Annotated in this window: 9 protein-coding genes; 5 read left to right on the forward strand and 4 right to left on the reverse strand. The window is 64.2% G+C overall.

The annotated features are described in order from the left end of the window. Positions 1-170: 170 nt before the first annotated feature. On the forward strand, positions 171-3,170 hold the full coding sequence (locus tag ASS64_RS06525) for a TonB-dependent siderophore receptor (protein WP_157075104.1): 3,000 nt from the start codon (positions 171-173) through the stop codon (positions 3,168-3,170). 75 nt (positions 3,171-3,245) lie between these two features. Here ASS64_RS06525 and clpB read toward each other — a convergent pair whose 3' ends face one another. The 3 genes from clpB to ASS64_RS06540 all read right to left on the reverse strand — a co-directional run bounded on the left by clpB (position 3,246) and on the right by ASS64_RS06540 (position 9,122). Further along, positions 3,246-5,822, reverse strand: coding sequence for an ATP-dependent chaperone ClpB (gene clpB / locus ASS64_RS06530; RefSeq protein ID WP_067691586.1), 2,577 nt, complete (start codon positions 5,820-5,822; stop codon positions 3,246-3,248). A gap of 169 nt (positions 5,823-5,991) precedes the next feature. Beyond that, on the reverse strand, positions 5,992-7,557 hold the full coding sequence (locus tag ASS64_RS06535) for a M17 family metallopeptidase (RefSeq protein ID WP_067691589.1): 1,566 nt from the start codon (positions 7,555-7,557) through the stop codon (positions 5,992-5,994). Between the two features lie 116 nt (positions 7,558-7,673). After that, positions 7,674-9,122, reverse strand: coding sequence for an ATP-binding protein (locus tag ASS64_RS06540; RefSeq protein WP_067691591.1), 1,449 nt, complete (start codon positions 9,120-9,122; stop codon positions 7,674-7,676). 120 nt (positions 9,123-9,242) lie between these two features. On the opposite strand from ASS64_RS06540, the gene ASS64_RS06545 reads away from it, so the two are divergent. The 4 genes from ASS64_RS06545 (at position 9,243) to ASS64_RS06560 (ending at position 16,170) form a co-directional block, all read left to right on the forward strand. Next, on the forward strand, positions 9,243-11,459 hold the full coding sequence (locus tag ASS64_RS06545) for a penicillin acylase family protein (protein WP_067691593.1): 2,217 nt from the start codon (positions 9,243-9,245) through the stop codon (positions 11,457-11,459). A 13-nt stretch (positions 11,460-11,472) separates the two neighbouring features. Beyond that, on the forward strand, positions 11,473-14,340 hold the full coding sequence (locus ASS64_RS06550) for a pitrilysin family protein (protein WP_067691596.1): 2,868 nt from the start codon (positions 11,473-11,475) through the stop codon (positions 14,338-14,340). Positions 14,341-14,379: 39 nt separating this feature from the next. Further along, positions 14,380-14,688, forward strand: coding sequence for a hypothetical protein (locus ASS64_RS06555; RefSeq protein ID WP_067691598.1), 309 nt, complete (start codon positions 14,380-14,382; stop codon positions 14,686-14,688). Positions 14,689-14,844: 156 nt separating this feature from the next. Further along, on the forward strand, positions 14,845-16,170 hold the full coding sequence (locus tag ASS64_RS06560) for an AarF/ABC1/UbiB kinase family protein (RefSeq protein ID WP_067691600.1): 1,326 nt from the start codon (positions 14,845-14,847) through the stop codon (positions 16,168-16,170). A gap of 84 nt (positions 16,171-16,254) precedes the next feature. Here the strand turns inward: ASS64_RS06560 and ASS64_RS06565 are convergent. Continuing rightward, positions 16,255-17,682 (reverse strand): S46 family peptidase (locus ASS64_RS06565; protein ID WP_067691678.1); only part of this gene is annotated, 1,428 nt, incomplete at its 5' end.

Below are 17,682 nucleotides of genomic sequence, written 5' to 3' on the forward strand. Positions count from 1 at the left end.
GCGAGTTTCTCGGCGCGACCGGCCCAACATCGTATTTTGTTGCAAAAGAACAACACATGGGCCCGTTCGCCTTCAATCTGTCATACCTCAGGGAAAAGCCATTGCGTCACAAGCGGCGTGTTGCTCAATAAAAGTGCAATATTGCATTGGTCGCAAATCAGGGAACCATGATGACCTACACTGGCAACATTCACCGAGGTCTGCGCCTTGCACTCTTTACGAGTGCCGGGGTCGCTGCCCTTGCCATTTCCACCCCCAGCCTGGCCCAGGACACCGGCGAAAGCATAGCCGATGAACAGACCGAGGCAGCTCCAGCCCAGAATAATCCGATCATCGTCACCGGCTCGCGTATCCGTCGCGCAAATCGCGACACGCTTGAGCCTTCGATCGTTGTCGGATCGGACCAGATCGAGGAGCGTGGCCTTACCAATATTGGCGAAGTGCTCGAGGATCAGCCCGCCTTCGGCCCGCCGTCCAGCAACCCGGTGGGTGGTCAGTCCGGCAGCTTCGGCTCGGGCCAGACCTTCATCAACTTCTTCGGCCTTGGCTCGCAGCGTACGCTGACGCTGGTCAACAGCCGGCGCTATGTCAGCTCGAACACCGCTTCGATCTTCGGCCCCGTGGCCGCCGGTTCGCAGGTCGACCTCAACACGATTCCGACCCTTATGGTCGACCGTATCGAAACGATCGCGGTTGGCGGCGCGCCGATTTACGGCGCCGATGCCATCGCCGGAACGGTCAACATCATCCTGAAGGACCGTTTCGAAGGTGTGCGTTTCGACGCTCAGATGGGTATCGCCGAAGAAGGCGATGCGCAGGAATATCGCATCGGCGCGATGGCGGGCACCAGCTTCGCGGACGGCAGAGGCAATGTGGTCGCCGCGATCGAATACAACAAGACGGAAGGTCTGCTCTATCCCGATCGCGAACGCACGGCACAGGGCCTGTTTTACGTCGCTCCGAACGACCCCAACTCGCCGTTCGACAACATCATCATCGACGACCGCCGCATTCCGATCCTGAGCGAATTCGGCGCACCGACGAGAATCGACCTCATTCCCGGTTTTGGCTTCGATTTCTTCGACGCGGACGGAAACACGCTGGTTTTCGACGCCAACGGCAACCTGATCCCGCTGGACTTCGGCGAACGTTTTGGGGTGGTCAACTCGTCGGGCGGCAACGGTTTCAGCCTTACGCCGGTGCTGAACCTGCTTTCACCGGTGGAGCGCTACCTCGGCGCGATTTCGGCCACCTACGACGTGACCGACAACATCACGGCCTTCCTGGAAGGACAATACGCGAATTCGAAGGGGACCGAACTGCGTTCGCAGCCGGTTTACAACACGTGGCTGTTCGACGACGCGGGAACGCCCGATGGCAACCTCATCATCCCGCTGAGCAACCCGTTCCTCTCGGACTCGGCGCGAGCCACAATCGCCTCGCAGCTTCCCGCTGGGCAGGATTTCTTTTATCTCGGACGGGCGAATACCGACCTTATTTCCGGTGAAGGTTCTTCGGAAGTCGAAGTCTATCGCATCGCCGGTGGTCTGCGCGGCGACTTTTTCCTTGGTTCGCGCAATCTGAACTGGGAAGTGTCGGGCCTGTACGGCCGGTCGCAAACGACCGGTAGCAGTCGCGAATTGGTCCAGCAGAACTTCGAAAATGCTCTGGCAGGGTGCCCGGCGGGTGCAGCCGATTCTCCGATCCAGACGATCAGCGGTACCTGTGCACCATTCAATCCTTTCGGCAATCAGAATACGCAGGCGGTCGCAGATTATGTGACCACCATCGCCGATCCGACCGCAACCAACGAACAGTATGACTTCATCGCGACCATCGGCGGTGATTTGTTCAACATCTGGAGCGGTCCGATCGGCTTCTCGATCGGCTACGAGCACCGCAAGGAAAGCGCCGATTTCGATCCTGGCGTGTTCTTCTTCGGTCAACCCGATCCGAACGACCCCGACGCCCCGCGTTCACAGTTTGGTCGCTCGATCCCGATCGATCCAGTCTCGGGTTCGTACAATACCGACGAAGTGTTCGGCGAACTTCAGGTTCCGATCGTCTCACCAGCCATGAACGTTCCGTTCATGTATTTGCTCGAAGCCAAGGGTGCGATCCGTTACGTCGACAACTCGCTGACCGGTGGGGACGTCACCTGGACTGCTGGTGGTCGCTGGAAGCCGGTGGAAGACATCGCGTTTCGCGGTAACTTTACCCGCTCGATTCGTGCGCCTGCGATCACCGAACTGTTCAATCCGAACAGCGCGATCTTCACGACAGCCGACGATCCGTGCGATGCGCGTTTCATCAACAGTGGCCCGAACCCCGCCCAGCGGCAGGCCAACTGTGCCGCCGACGGCCTCCCGGCCAACTTTACGTCGAACATCGTGGACTTTACCACTCGTGGCTCGCTGTCGGGCAACACCGACCTTCAGAACGAAAAGGCCGACAGCTGGACCATCGGTGCTGTCTTCACGCCGACTTTCGCTCCAGGTCTCACGCTGTCGCTCGACTATGTCGACATCGCACTCGAAGGCGCGATCCAGAGTGTAGATGCGGAGGGAACGCTCGAGGCGTGTTACGATTCGAACAATTTCCCTGATCCAGCGTGTGCCCGCATTGATCGAGATGCAGCCGGGCAGGTCGAGTTCATCCGGACAGGCTTCCTGAACGTCGCATCCTACGATTATCAGGGCCTGATCGCCGATTTGCGGTGGACGCAGTCGACCCCCTTCCTGGGCGCAGATAGCTCAATCAGCCTACGCGGTTCGTACCAGTATATCGACAAGCTCGAACAGCAGGTTGGTTCGGGCGACCTCAGCACGCTTCGTGGCGACATCGGCTTCTCAAAGCATCAGGGCACGCTCGGCGTGACCTACGACAATGGCAACTGGGGTGCGTTCACGCAGTTCCAGTACATTGGCAAGGCCGTAGTCGACCCCGATGCCGAGCCGACCGCATTCGAGTTCTTCGAACGTGACGATGTCGTATTCATGGATGCCGGCATTAGCTTCCAGACGGAGGACGACTTCACGTTGCGTCTCATTGTCGAAAACGTCTTCGATCGCGAGGCACCGTACCCATCGCCCGCGGGCGGAGGTGTCGTAACCTACTTCGACGGCATTCTGGGTCGTTACTTCAAGGTTGCTGCAACCTTCGGATTCTAATCTCGAAAGAGAGCAAAAAAGAAAGGGCCCCGGAATTTCCGGGGCCCTTTTTTGTGGCCGCATCATGTATCTGGGTCACCCCACCACCATCGCCAATTCCCCGTCGCCCTCGTCGATCTTCACAGTCGCACCGTCGGGGACGTAGCCTGACAGGATCATGTCGGCAAGCGGGTCCTGCACGTAGCGCTGGACCGCGCGTTTGAGCGGCCGTGCGCCGTAGACGGGATCGTAGCCGACACGGCCGAGCCACTTCTTGGCGCCCTCGGTGAGGTCGAGCACGATCTTGCGGTCCTTGAGCAGCTTCTGAACCCGCGCGACCTGGATTTCGACGATCGGCGCCATGTGCTCCTGCGCCAGGCGATGGAACAGGATGATCTCGTCCAGCCGGTTGAGAAATTCGGGGCGGAAATGCCCGCGCACCACATCCATTACCTGCGGCTCGACATCCTCGACCTTCTGGCCGTCCTCCATATTGGCAAGGTACTGACTGCCGAGATTCGAAGTGAGGATGATCAGCGTATTGCTGAAATCCACCACCCGTCCCTGCCCATCGGTCAGACGGCCGTCGTCGAGCACCTGCAACAGCACGTTGAACACATCGCTGTGCGCCTTCTCGACCTCGTCGAACAGCACGACCTGATAGGGCCGCCGCCGCACGGCCTCGGTCAGCACACCACCTTCCTCGTAACCGACATAGCCCGGAGGCGCGCCGATCAGGCGGGCGACCGCATGCTTTTCCATGAATTCGCTCATGTCGATGCGGACCATTGCGCTGTCGTCGTCGAACAGGAACGCCGCCAGCGCCTTGGTCAGCTCGGTCTTGCCGACGCCGGTAGGGCCGAGGAACAGGAAGGACCCAAGCGGACGGTTCGGGTCCTGCAGCCCCGCACGCGCGCGGCGCACGGCCTTGGAAACCGCATCGATCGCTTGGGCTTGGCCGATCACCCGCTTGGACAGGATGCTCTCCATCTCGAGCAGCTTCTCGCGCTCGCCTTCCATCATCTTGTCGACCGGAATACCTGTCCAGCGACTGACGACCCCGGCGATATCGTCCTCGGTCACCTCCTCTTTGAGCAGCGCATTGTCGGTGTGGCCGCTGGCTTCCTCGAGCTTGGTTTCGAGTTCCGGGATCTTGCCATATTGCAGCTCACCCGCCTTGGCGAGGTCGCCAGCGCGCTGGGCCTGCTCGAGTTCGATCCGGGCCTGGTCCAGCTCTTCCTTGATCCGCCCCTCGGCATGGATCTTGTCGCGCTCGTTCTGCCAACGCGTGGTAAGCTCCGAAGATTGCTGCTCGAGTTCCGACAATTCCCTGCGCAGGTTCTCGAGCCGGTCCTTCGACGCGTCGTCGCTTTCCTTCTGCAACGCTTGTTCCTCGATCCGCAACTGGATGATGCGGCGGTCGAGCGCTTCGATTTCCTCCGGCTTCGATTCCACCTCCATGCGAATGCGCGAGGCAGCCTCGTCCATCAGGTCGATGGCCTTGTCGGGCAGGAAGCGGTTCTGAATGTAGCGGTTGCTGAGCTGCGCGGCGGCGACGATCGCACCGTCGGTAATGCGCACGCCATGATGCAGCTCATACTTGTCCTTGATGCCGCGCAGGATGCTGACTGTATCCTCGACGCTCGGCTCGTCGATGTAAACGGGCTGGAAGCGCCGCTGGAGCGCCGGGTCCTTCTCGACATACTTCTGGTATTCGTCGAGCGTGGTCGCGCCGATGCAGTGCAGTTCGCCACGCGACAGGGCAGGCTTGAGTAAATTGCCCGCATCCATGCTGCCCTCGCTCGCCCCCGCACCGATCAGCGTATGCATCTCGTCGATGAAGAGGATGATCTGCCCGTCGGCGCCCTTCACCTCGTCAAGCACAGCTTTCAGGCGTTCTTCGAATTCGCCGCGATATTTCGCACCCGCGATCAGCGCGCCCATATCGAGCGCCATCAGCGTGCGGCCCTTGAGGCTGTCCGGCACGTCGCCATTGGCAATACGCAGCGCGAGGCCTTCGGCGATCGCGGTCTTGCCGGTGCCGGGTTCGCCGATGAGGGCGGGATTGTTCTTTGTCCGGCGAGCGAGGATCTGCACCGTGCGGCGGATTTCCTCATCGCGGCCGATCACGGGATCGAGCTTGCCGTCGCGCGCCGCCTGCGTGAGGTCGCGCGCATACTTCTTCATCGCATCGTAGCTTTCTTCCGCGCCGGCGCTATCGGCCGTGCGACCGCCCGTCACTTCCTGGATCGCGGCCTCGAGCGATTTCGCATCGATGCCCGCAGCCTTCAGAGCCTTGCCTGCATCGTTATCGGCCAATGCGAGCGCCTGCAGCAGGCGCTGAACAGGAACGAAGCTGTCGCCGGCCTTTTCGGCCAGCTGCTCCGCCTGGTCGAGCGCGCGTACGGCGTCATTGTCGAGGCCGGGCGTCTGCTGCGCGCCGCCGCCAGAAACGACCGGCACCTTGGCCAGCGCATTGTCGACCTCCGTGATCGCCACGCCAGGATTGCCGCCCGCGCGCTGGATCAGCTGTGCGGCCATGCCCTCCTCGTCGTCGAGCAACGCCTTCAGCAGATGCGCCGGCGAAATCCTCTGGTGATTCATGCGGATGGCAACGGTCTGCGCCGCCTGCAGGAAACCCTTGGCGCGATCGGTGAACTTTTCGAGATTCATGCAAACACCCCAGTCAAGAATTGCCGCACGGATATAGTGTGGCCATTATGCAACACAAGTCCTCCCCGCAGAAACTCCGGCGGGTGTATTACCAACATAGGTAGGTCGCGCGGCACGGACCGCAAGGGTCATGCACCACGCCTGTCGCGATTGCCGAGTTTTGCGCCGTTTATAGGGGACGCCAGCTGCGCGCCAGTTCGTCGAGCAGCATCACGCCGTATCCGCTCGACCCGGCGGGCACCAATGGCGAGCTGGTCGAAGCCTCGTCGACCGAAGCCATGTCGATGTGAATCCAGGGCAGGTCTTCGGGCACGAAGTATTCGATGAAATGCGCCCCGGAACTGGCCCCCGGCGTCACGCCGCCATTGACCACATCGGCAATGTCCGATCCGCGAACGGCCTTGCGATAGCTTTCGTGCAGCGGCAGCTGCCACAGGGGTTCATCGACCCGCTCGCCCGCGGCTATGGCTGCTTCGGCAAAGGCTTTGTCCCGGGCGAAGACGCCCGCATATTCCGGACCCAGCGCTCTGCCGACCGAACCCGTCAGCGTTGCGATGTTGACCAAAGCATAGGGATCGGCCTCGCTCACCACATATTCGATGGCATCGGACAGGACGAGCCGACCTTCGGCATCGGTGCTGACGATCTCGATGGTCTTGCCCGACATGGTCCGAACCACGTCTCCGGGGCGCTGGGCATTGTCGCTCGGCATGTTCTCGGCTAGCGCCGCCACGGCAACCGCATGGACAGGCGCACGCGACTTGGCGAGGCTGTAGATCGCGCCGGTCACGGCCGCCGCGCCCGACATGTCGCGTTTCATCGCACCCATACCGCTGCTCGGCTTGATCGAAATGCCGCCCGTGTCGAAGGTGATGCCCTTGCCAGCGAGAGCTATCGGAGCGCCGGAAGCGCCACGATAGGTGATCATCATGAGGCGCGGCGGGCGGCGGCTGCCCTGCCCGACTCCTGCGATAGCCCCCATGTTCATCCGTCGCATGTCCGCTTGATCGAGCACTCGAATCGAGACATTCGGCACGCCGTCGAACAATGCCTGCGCCCGGGCAACGAAGCTTTCCGGATAGATGACGCTGGCCGGTTCGTTGATCACGTCACGGGCAAATCGCACGCCTTCCGCCAGGGCGGACTGGCGACCGGTCCACGAGGCGTCCGCTTCGGGAGCCTGCGGCCCGACGAAAGTGATGGCCTGCGAAGGCCTAGCCGTCCGGTCGCTCTTGTAGCGATCGAAGCGATACTGCCCGAGGGTGGCGCCGAGTCCGGCCATCGCCATGGCCTCGCCGCCCGGCAGACCCACAACCGCGATCGGCGCATCCTCTTCGGCCAGCTCCTGCACGATCCGACCACCGACGACACGCCAATCGATCGGCTCACCATCCTCGTCCGCAGCCCCAAACAGCACGATGCGCGGCGACCCGGCTGCGGAGGGCAGGTCGAGCAGTTCGCCCGCCTTTCCTTCGAATTCGGATGCGGCAATCCTCGCGGCCGCATCGGCGGGTAGCCTCTCCAGGCCATCGGGAAGGCCGGTATCGGTCATCACCACTGCCAGCGCGGCGTCGGCCGGAACCGTGCGGGCAAACGCAATCGGGCGTTCGGCACTGTTCCCGATGGCTGACGGGACGACGCCCGACCCGGGAACGTCCTGCGCCGCAAGCATCGCAGGACTGGAAACAGCGGCGGCGAGAGCCAGGGCCAGGGCGGTGAAGGTTTCTCGTCTCATGGGCAGTCCCCCGAACAATACGGTTGGCAGAAAATGTGCGAGGATCGCTCTGACCTAAAGCGCCGCCGCGGGGAAGTTCGACCTCGGCAACCGACGCACTGGTATCGACGAGCGGATTATCCAGCCTGCACGCCTTCGAGCCCCGGCACCATCACCGTGCGGTCGCCGCCGAAATCCTCGCGCACGACAACGAGGCCCTGCCGCTCGAGATGGTCGAGTAGGCGGCGGATGCGCCCGGGCGAACTGGTGCCGTAGGCCCGCGCCAGTTCGGCCTCGTCGACCTGCGTTTCACCTGCATGGGCAGCCTTGGCGATAACGAGAAAGGGACCGAGCAGGTCTTCGTCGACCGCATTGGCCAATTCCATAATCCGCGCCTGCAGCGCGTCGTCGAGTTCGGCCAGCCCCGCACCCGCGATCGCGAAACGACGGCGAAAGCCGCGCATGTCGGGCATCGGCCCGATCAGTCGTTCGCGCCGGCAGCGGGTGAGGAAGGTCTGGTATTGCGCGCTGGCCGACTGGAAGGCGATGCCCTCTTCGCTCGCCAATTCGCCGATGATTTCCCCGATCCGCGTGGCGACGGCGGAGGTGTCGACCGGCTCTGCGGGCGGGCTCACCTGCCGTTCCTCGGCCCCGGCAATGCTGTCGGCCACTTCCTCTACCCGTGGCGCGGGCGGAGGTGCTGGCGGCGGCGGTGCCTTGGCGACCTCGCTGGCGAGATCGGTAGTGAGCAGCGCGGCCATGTCCTCGGGCGCGGTATCGGGCAGCGCTATCAGCCCCTCGCTCCGACCCGTGTGACCGGTCTTCACCGAGCCGATCTTGACCGCCATCGGCACGCGCGTGATCGCCGGACCGAGCGCGAGGAAATGCCCGCGTTCGAGCTCGCGAATACGCTCCGCCTGCCGCCGCTCCATCCCGAGCAGGTCGGCGGCGCGGACCATGTCGATATCGAGGAAAGTCCGCCCCATGAGGAAGTTGGAGGCCTCGGCCGCCACGTTCTTGGCGAGTTTCGCCAGCCGCTGGGTGGCGACGATCCCCGCCAGCCCGCGCTTGCGCCCGCGGCACATCAGGTTGGTCATCGCCGACAGGGTCATGCGCCGGGTGTCCTCGGCCATCTCGCCGGCGGCGGCGGGCGCGAACATCTGCGCCTCGTCGACCACTACCAGCGCGGGATACCAGTGCTCGCGCGGAGCATCGAACAGCGCGGTGAGAAATTGCGCGGCGCAGCGGATCTGCTGTTCGACCTCGAGCCCGTCGAGATCGAGCACGACCGAAGCGCGATGTTCGCGGATGCGACGGGCAAGCGCCTCGATCTCGCCCGGTGAATAGGCCGCTCCGTCGATTACTACATGGCCGAATTCCTCGGCCAGCGAGGGGAAATCGCCTTCCGGGTCGATCACGACCTGCTGGACCATGCCGGCGCTCTCTTCGAGCAAGCGGCGGATCAGGTGCGATTTGCCGCTCCCCGAATTGCCCTGGACGAGCAGACGGGTGGCGAGGAGTTCCTCGATGTCGAACTCGACCGGCTTGCCGGAGGATTCGTGGCCGATGGTGATCTGCGCTGTCACTGACCGGCAGTTAGCGAGCCGAATCCGCACGGGGGAACATGCGCGGGCATGGTTTTGCCCAATCGCGTTGCGTCGCGCCGCCAGCCTCGCTAGGCCGGTTGCAAGAGAGGACGGATTTTAATGACAAAATGGCTGGGGCGCATCGGTTTTGCGCTGCTCGTAATCGTATTGGTGATATTCGTCGGGCTGGCCACTTGGGAGCCCTTTTTCGCCAAGCGCGATGACGTCGTGCAATCGAGCGACAGCTACACCGCCGAGATCATTCGCGACGAGTTCGGCGTGCCCCACATCTATGGCGAGCGCGACCGCGATGTCGCTTACGGTGTCGCCATCGCGCATGCCGAAGACGATTTCAGCACGCTGCAGGACGTCATCGCCATGGCGCGCGGGCGCTACGGCGCGATTGCCGGGCAGGACGGTGCGGCGATCGACTACGTCTATCACCTGCTCGATGCGCGCGGCACTGCGGAACGCCACTATCCCGACCTGCCCGACGACACGCGCGCGCTGTTCGAAGCCTATGCGACCGGGCTAAACGATTATGCGGCGCGGCATCCGGGCGAGCTCAAGCTCGCCAATTTGTTCCCGGTCGACGGCGAGGATGTCGCCGCCGGTTTCGCGCTGCGGCAACCGTTCTTCTTCGGGCTCAACGGCGTCATCGAGCCATTGGTGAGCGGTGCCGAGCTGCGGCGCGAGTTCGGTCGGGACATTCCCGGCTACCCGCGCGAAGGCACGGCGGACACTGCCTTGCGCCCAGTCGGCGAGGACAAGGAAGACAGCCTTTCCCTATCCCCCTTCGGCCCCGATAGTGCGCACAACGGCTCCAACGCCTTCGCCGTGACTCCCGAACGCTCAGGCGGGCCGACCACGCTGATCTCCAACAGCCATCAGCCGCTACGCGGGGGCGTCGCCTGGTACGAATTCAGTGTGGAGAGCGAAGAGGGCTGGCACTTCACCGGCGCCAATTTCCCCGGGTCGCCCTTCCCCTTCCTCGGCCACAACCGGACGCTCGGCTGGACCAACACCGTCAACACGCCCGACATGGTCGATATCTACCGGCTCGAACTCGACGAGAGCGGCCAGCGCTACCGCTTCGACGGCGAATGGCGCGATCTCGAAACCCGCACGGTCACCCTGCCCGTCCGTATCGGTCCGGTGGTCCTGCCGATCCGCCGCGACATCCACCGCAGCGTGCACGGGCCGGTCATCAAGAACGGCAAGGGCGCCTTCGCCTTCCGCTATGGGGGGATCGACAATCTCGGCCAGCTCGATGCCTATTACCGGCTCAACAAGGCGACCGATCTCGCCGAGTGGGAGGCGATCCTGGCACGGATGGACATTCCCTCGACCAATTTCATCTATGCGGATGCCGAAGGGAATATCGCCTATGTCTACAATGCCGCGATCCCCGACCGGCCGGAAGGACCGAACTGGCGCGGTGTGCTCGACGGGTCGGATCCGTCGCTGCTGTGGGACGGCCCGGTCGAATACGAGGAACTGCCGCGCTATGTGAATCCGGCCAGCGGCTGGCTCTACAATGCCAACAACACGCCGTTCACCGCTGCCGGTGATGGCAGCGATCTGGCGCCCGAGGATTTCGCGCCCGAGCTGGGTGTGGAGCTCAAGCAGACCAACCGTTCGCGCATGGCATGGAAGCTCCTGAGCGAGGCGGGTGAGCTCGATCGCGCGGCGCTCAAGAAGATCAAATATGACACGACCTACACGCGGGCAGGATATATTGCCGACCTGTGGAACGAGTTCGCCGGTCTCGATCTTTCGGACAGGCCCGACCTCGCGCCTGCCCGTGATCTGCTGCTCGGCTGGGATTTCACTGCCGACAGCGTCGGCCCTGCGGACAGCCTCGCCCTGCTGACCATCCGCGAATTCATGTCCTGCCGCTACCAGAACAAGGCCTGTCCCGACGTGCTGGACGAGCTGGAAAGCGCCGTCGAGCATCTGACTACGCATTTCGGACGGATCGATCCGCCGATGAGCGAGCTGCTACGCCTGCGCCAGGGCGACATCGATCTCCCGCTGGACGGCGGTTCGGACACGCTGCGCGCTTCGACCCTGTGGAACGTCGACGAGGACGGCCGCCTGTCGCTCAAGCATGGCGACAGCTTCATCCAGTGGGTCGAATGGATGCCGGGCGAGCGGGTGTCCTCGCGCTCGATCCAGCCCTTCGGATCGGCCACCACGCGGCCCGATTCCCCGCATTACGCCGATCAGGCTGCGCTGTTCGTCCAGCACCGCTTGAAGCCGGTGCATTTCTGGCGCGAGGACGTGCTTGCCAATGCCCAGCGCCGCTATACGGTCACCAACCGGCCCGCGCGCTAACACGGAGTTTTCGATGCGTCGCATTTTGATGAGCGGCATTGCCGCGGTTGCCCTGGCGGGATTCGCCTCCGCAAACCCTGCAATCCTTGCCGCGCAGGAGGTGGCCGAACCCGCGCCGCTCGCCGAATTGGTCGAGAAGGTCGATATTCCCTACGAGCAGTTCACGCTCGACAATGGGCTTACAGTCCTTGTCCATACCGACCGCAAGGCGCCCATCGTCGGGGTGACCACCTATTACCGCGTCGGCTCCAAGCACGAACCGCGCGGACGTACGGGTTTCGCGCACCTGTTCGAACACCTGATGTTCGGCGGCAGCGAGAACGTCGAAAACTTCGATATCCCGCTGGAGGCGGCCGGTTCGACGACCACGAATGGTTCGACCAGCTTCGACCGCACCAATTACGTCCAGACCGTTCCCACCGGCGCGCTCGATCTCGCGCTGATGATGGAAAGCGACCGCATGGGCTATCTGCTCGGCGCGATCAGCCAGGAGAAGCTCGATAAGCAGCGCGGCGTGGTGCAGAATGAAAAGCGCCAGGGCGACAACCAGCCCTATGGCCTGACCTTCTACGCCATTCTCGAGGGGCTTTTCCCCGTCGGCCACCCCTATCGCCATTCGACCATCGGTTCGATGGCCGATCTCGATGCCGCCAGCCTGACCGACGTGCGCAACTGGTTCATCGACAATTACGCGCCCAACAACGTCATCCTGTCGCTGACCGGTGATATCGACGCCGAAACCGCCCGTCCCATGGTCGAGCGCTGGTTCGGCGCGATACCCTCCGGCCCCGAGGTACCCGAGGTCGAGGCCGAGCCGACCACGCTCGCTGCCGAGAAGTCGCGCGTTATGGTCGATCAGGTGCCGCAGGCGCGGATCTATCGCGTGTGGACCGGCCCGGCGCTAACGCATCCGGACGCCGAGCCGCTGCGGCTGGGCATGAGCGTGCTCGGCGGGCTTGCCAGTTCGCGGCTCGACAATGTCCTCGTCCGCGACGAACAGCTGGCAACCGGCGTTGCCGCCTACAGCTACCAGTCCGAACAGGTCGCGATCCTCGCCGCGCAGATGGATGTGAAGCCCGGTGTCGACCAGGCGGTTGCCGAAGCGCGGCTCGACGAAGTGATCGCCGAGATGATCGCCAACGGCCCCGATGCCGACGAGCTGGCACGCGCCGCGACCAGCCTGGTCTCGAGCGAGATCGATGCGCTCGAGCGCGTAGGCGGTTTCGGCGGCAAGGGTTCGACGCTCGCCGAGGGGCTGCTCTACACGGGCGATCCGGCAGTCTACAAAACCCAGCTCGCGACCATCGCCGCCACCACGCCAGCACGCGTGACCGAAGCCATGCAGCGCTGGATGACGCGTCCGGTCTATCGCCTGGCTATCGTGCCCGGCGAGCGCACGGAGAGCGGCGCGACCATGGGCGGCTGGGGCGACGAGGCGACCACGCCCGCCCCCGAGCCCGATGCCAAGGAACCGATCGAAATCACCCGCACCGGCCCGCCGCGCGAACTGCCCACGCCCGAGCCGGTCGGCCCGCTGACCTTCCCCGAAGTCGAGCGCGCCGAGCTGGGCAATGGCATCGAAGTCGTGCTCGCCCGGCGTACGGCGGTGCCCAAGGCGGTCATCAGCATGCAGTTCGACGCCGGCTATGCCGCAGATGGCGCGGCGCGGGCCGGTACCCAGTCGCTGATGATGGACCTGCTCGAAGAAGGCACCGAGACGCGCAGCGCGGTCGCAATCGCCGAAGAACAGGAACGCCTCGGAGCATCGATTTCGACCGGCAGCTCACTCGACACCAGCTCGGTCACGATGAACGCGCTCACCGCCAACCTTGCGCCTTCGCTGGCGCTGATGGCCGATATCGTGCGCAATCCGGCCTTTGCCGACAACGAAGTCCAGCGCGTGCGCGACCAGCGGCTTGCGGCGATCGCACAACAGCTTTCCTCGCCCGGCGGGCTTGCCAGCCGGACGCTGCGCCCGCTCGTCTTCGGCGAGAACCATCCTTACGGCTCGGTCGGTGGGCTGGGCACGGTGCCGGTGGTCGAGGCGATCGGTCCCGACACGCTCGCGCGCGAACACGATCGCTGGATCAGGCCCGAAAATGCCGCGATCTACGTGGTCGGCGATGTCACCATGGACAAGCTCAAGCCGCTGCTCGAAGCCAGCTTCGGCGACTGGCAGGGCACCGGCGAGCCCGCACCCGCCAAGACGCTCGACACGGCCACACCACCCGCCGAGACGCGGCTGGTCGTGATCGATCGCCCCAATTCGCCGCAATCGGTGATCTACGCCGGGCGCATTCTTCCGCTGACGGGACCGACTCCGGGTCTCGAAGCGCTCGACCTTGCCAACGAGGTGCTCGGCAACGGCTTCCTCAGCCGCCTGAACATGATCATCCGCGAGGAAAAGGGCTGGAGCTACGGCGCGCGCAGCGGGATCGATTCCCCCGACGGCCCGCGCCTGTTCACCGTCAGCACCGCCGTCCAGTCCGACCGCACGGCGGATTCGGTCGAGTTGATCCTTCAGACCGCCCGCGAGTTCGCCGAAGGCTCTCGCAGCGTCGACGCAACCGAGTTCAACCGCGTCACCGACGGCAATATTCGCGGCCTGCCCAACCGGTTCGAAACCAATCGCCAGGTGCTGGGCGCGATTGCCGAGAACGACGATCTCGGCCGGCCCGACGATTACTACGTCACCCTGCCCGAAACCTATCGCGCGATCGATGCGGCCGCGATCGATGCCGCGGCGCGCGATTATCTCGGTCCCGAGAACCTCACGATCGTCGTGGTGGGCGACCGCAGGGAAATCGACGCACAACTCGAACGGCTCGACTTGCCGACTACCTACCTCGATGTTGACACCGGTGTCAGTAACGCCGATTGAAACACCAACTCAAACCCTCAAGCGAAGAGAGGAATTCCCATGTCCGTAGCAGGTACTTATGACACCGTCGTCAAGAGCCCGATGGGCGACCAGAAGGGCACGCTGACCGTCGTGCCGAGCGACGATGGCAACAGCTTCACCGGCTCGATGGCCGGCGGCATGGGCTCGATGGACATCACCGACGGCACCATCGAAGGCGGCGACACGCTCAAGTGGAAGATGGACATGACCGTGCCCATGCCGATGACGCTCAACTGCACCGCCACCGTCAATGGCGACCAGATGACCGGCACCGTCAACGCCGGCGCTTTCGGCGACATGCCGCTGACCGGCGAGCGCCAGGGCTGATCGGCCAACCCGATTTCGCGAAGGGCGTCGGAGCTTCTACGGCTCCGGCGCCCTTCGTTTATCCGCCCCATACGGCGGCACGCCATTCACCATGGTGGCCGGAATGGCGCTCCGGACGGAACCGAGACGCTGTTCCGGGTTTGTCCAGGTAGCTCCATGGACGAAACCGATCCCCCCAAAGCCCGTCACCGCCCGGTGCCCAGCACGCGTACGGCACGGCTGGGTGCGTTCGGGCGGCTGGCAGGCGGCGTCGCCGGAGGTATCCTCGGCGAGGGCGCACGGCGGCTGGCTCGCGGCGAAAGGCCGCGAATGCGCGACCTGCTGCTGACACCCGGAAACGTGGGCCGCGTGACCGAGCGCCTCTCGCACCTGCGCGGCGCGGCAATGAAGATAGGCCAGATGATCTCGATGGATGCGGGCGAACTGCTGCCGCCCGAGCTCTCGGCCATCCTCGCGCAACTGCGCTCGCAGGCGCATCGCATGCCGCCGCAGCAATTGCGCAAGGTGCTCGACGCCGAATGGGGCCCCGACTGGCGGACGCGCTTCCAGCGCTTCAACGCCACGCCAATCGCTGCCGCATCGATCGGGCAGGTCCACCGCGCCACCCTGCCCGACGGGCGCGAACTGGCGATCAAGGTGCAATATCCGGGCGTGCGCGAAAGCATCGATTCCGATGTCGACAATGTCGCCACGCTGCTGCGCGTGTCGGGCGCGCTGCCGCGCGAGCTCGACCTCGCGCCGCTGCTCGAGGAAGCCAAGCGGCAATTGCACGAAGAGGCCGATTACGAGCGCGAGGCGGCGCAGATGACGCGCTATGCCGACCTGCTTGAGGGCGAAGCCGATTACCTGGTGCCGCGCCCGCATGCCGACCTGACCACAGCGCGCGTGCTGGCGATGGATTTCGTCGAGGGCCGCCCGATAGAGGCACTTGCCGACGCACCGCAGGACCAGCGCGATACGGCCATGCGCGACCTGATGGTGCTGGTGTTGCGGGAAATGTTCGAATTCGGCGTGATGCAGACCGATCCCAACTTCGCCAATTACCGCTTCCAGCCCGAGGAGCGCAGGCTGGTGTTGCTCGATTTCGGCGCCACGCGCGATGTCGATCCGGCCACGGCCGAAGGCTATCGCAGCCTGCTGGCGACCGGGCTTGCCGAGGATCACGACGCGGTGCGCGAGGCGGCGGTGGAATCGGGTTTCCTCGGCGCTGCGGCGGTCGAGCGGCATCGCGCACTGGTCGAGAGGATGATCGATATCGTCGTGACCGAGATGAACCGCCCCGGCCCGTTCGATTTCGGCGATCGCGGCTTCGTCGAGATTCTGCGCCAACAGGGCCTGGAAATGGCCGCCGACCGGACCACCTGGCATATCCCGCCGATCGATACCCTGTTCGTCCAGCGCAAGATCAGCGGCACCGCTTTGCTTGCCGCGCGGTTGAAAGCCCGCGTCGACGTGCGCGCGCTGGTCCGGCCCTATCTCTGACGCGGAACCGGCCCGAGCCGATGCCGAACGAAAAGGGCCGCCGGATCGCTCCGGCGGCCCCTCGTCATTCGTGCAGAGCAGGGCTTAACGCACCACGTCCATTTCTTCGATCAGGCTATGCGCGCCGTCGACCTTGTCCATCACCCACAGCATGTAGCGGGTGTCGACATGGATCGTGCGCGTTGTGCGCGGATCGAAATCCCAGTCCGAATTGACGCTTTCGAAGGTTCCATCGAACAGCAGGCCGACCAGTTCGGCGCGACCGTTCAATGTGGCCGAGCCGCTGTTGCCGCCGGTGCTGTCGAGATCCGACAGGAAGTTGACCGGCACCGATCCGATGCTGTCGAGCGCGTAGCCGCCGTAATCCTTCTCGCGGATTTCCTTCAGTTGTGCCTCGGGCGCATTGAACGGGTCTTCACCCGTATCCTTCTCGAGGATGCCCTCAAGCGTGGTGAACGGCAGGTAGGCCATGCCGTCCTTTGGCGAGCCACCGAGCACGGTGCCATAGGTCACGCGCAGCGTGCTGTTGGCGTCGGGATAGGTCGCCAGGCCCTGCTCGCGCTGCCACCGGGTGATCGCGTCCATATATGCGGGGCGCAGCGCCAGCGCGCGGCCTTCGCGTTCCTCGCTCTCCTTCTCCAGCTTGCGCTCGTAATCATGGAGCGCGATGGCGAGCTGCATGAACGGATCCTCGCTCGCCTCGAGTTCGGCAGCGCTCGCGTCCATCAGCGCCAGCCGCGTTTCGCTCTCGTCGAGCGTGGTGCCGGTATAATAAGCATCGACGATGGCATCGAGCTGCTTGGCATCGTCCACGCCGGTGAGGCCCAGCGCCTCGTCGAACACCGCAACGCGCTCCGCCTCGGGCTGTGCGAGATAGCCGTTCAGGAACAGCAGCCACTCGGCCTTGTCGACCGATGCGTCATAGCGGCGGTCGAGCGCCTGCAGGCCCTGACGGAAAAACGCCATGTCGCGTTCCTGATACCCGCTTTCGCGCTGGGCGTTGGGCTTCTCCTTTTCCTTGGCAAGACGGTAGAGCCGCTGCGCCGCGCTCAGCAATTGCGGGCGGGTGGCGTTGTTATACCAGAAATTGGTCCGTGCGGCAGTGGCGCTTTCCTCCGACAGCGCATCGAGCGCGGCGATCGCCGTGGCATAGGGCTGGCGCGAAGCATCGGCGGCGATCCAGGCGTTGAGCGCGGCTTCGCGGTCACGGCGACGATCGACCAGGCCGACACGGCGCGCGCCATCGATCTGGCCCCGCAGGTTCTTCTCGAAATTGTTGAGCCCGGCGAGGCGCGATTCGTATTTCACACGCGCATCCGAGCCTTCGGGCGCGGTCGCCTCGATCGTGTCGATCCAGTCGTTGATCAGCGTGACGAAGGTCGGGTAGCTCCACTCGAAGGTGTTCCTGACCTCGCCCAGGCGGGTGTAGCGATTGGTCGAGCCGGGATAGCCCGCCGCCATGACGAAATCGCCGTCGTCGAGCCCGGCCGCGCTCACCTTGAGGTGATGCTC

Source organism: Erythrobacter sp. AP23, from assembly GCF_001542855.1.
Taxonomy (GTDB): Bacteria; Pseudomonadota; Alphaproteobacteria; order Sphingomonadales; family Sphingomonadaceae; genus Qipengyuania.

What these genes read in the sequence shown, in the direction of transcription:
- ASS64_RS06525 (WP_157075104.1), top strand. Translation starts at nt 171, where the DNA reads ATGACCTACACTGGCAACATTCACCGAGGTCTGCGCCTTGCACTCTTT.
- clpB (WP_067691586.1), bottom strand. Translation starts at nt 5,822, where the DNA reads ATGAATCTCGAAAAGTTCACCGATCGCGCCAAGGGTTTCCTGCAGGCG.
- ASS64_RS06535 (WP_067691589.1), bottom strand. Translation starts at nt 7,557, where the DNA reads ATGAGACGAGAAACCTTCACCGCCCTGGCCCTGGCTCTCGCCGCCGCT.
- ASS64_RS06545 (WP_067691593.1), top strand. Translation starts at nt 9,243, where the DNA reads ATGACAAAATGGCTGGGGCGCATCGGTTTTGCGCTGCTCGTAATCGTA.
- ASS64_RS06550 (WP_067691596.1), top strand. Translation starts at nt 11,473, where the DNA reads ATGCGTCGCATTTTGATGAGCGGCATTGCCGCGGTTGCCCTGGCGGGA.
- ASS64_RS06555 (WP_067691598.1), top strand. Translation starts at nt 14,380, where the DNA reads ATGTCCGTAGCAGGTACTTATGACACCGTCGTCAAGAGCCCGATGGGC.
- ASS64_RS06560 (WP_067691600.1), top strand. Translation starts at nt 14,845, where the DNA reads ATGGACGAAACCGATCCCCCCAAAGCCCGTCACCGCCCGGTGCCCAGC.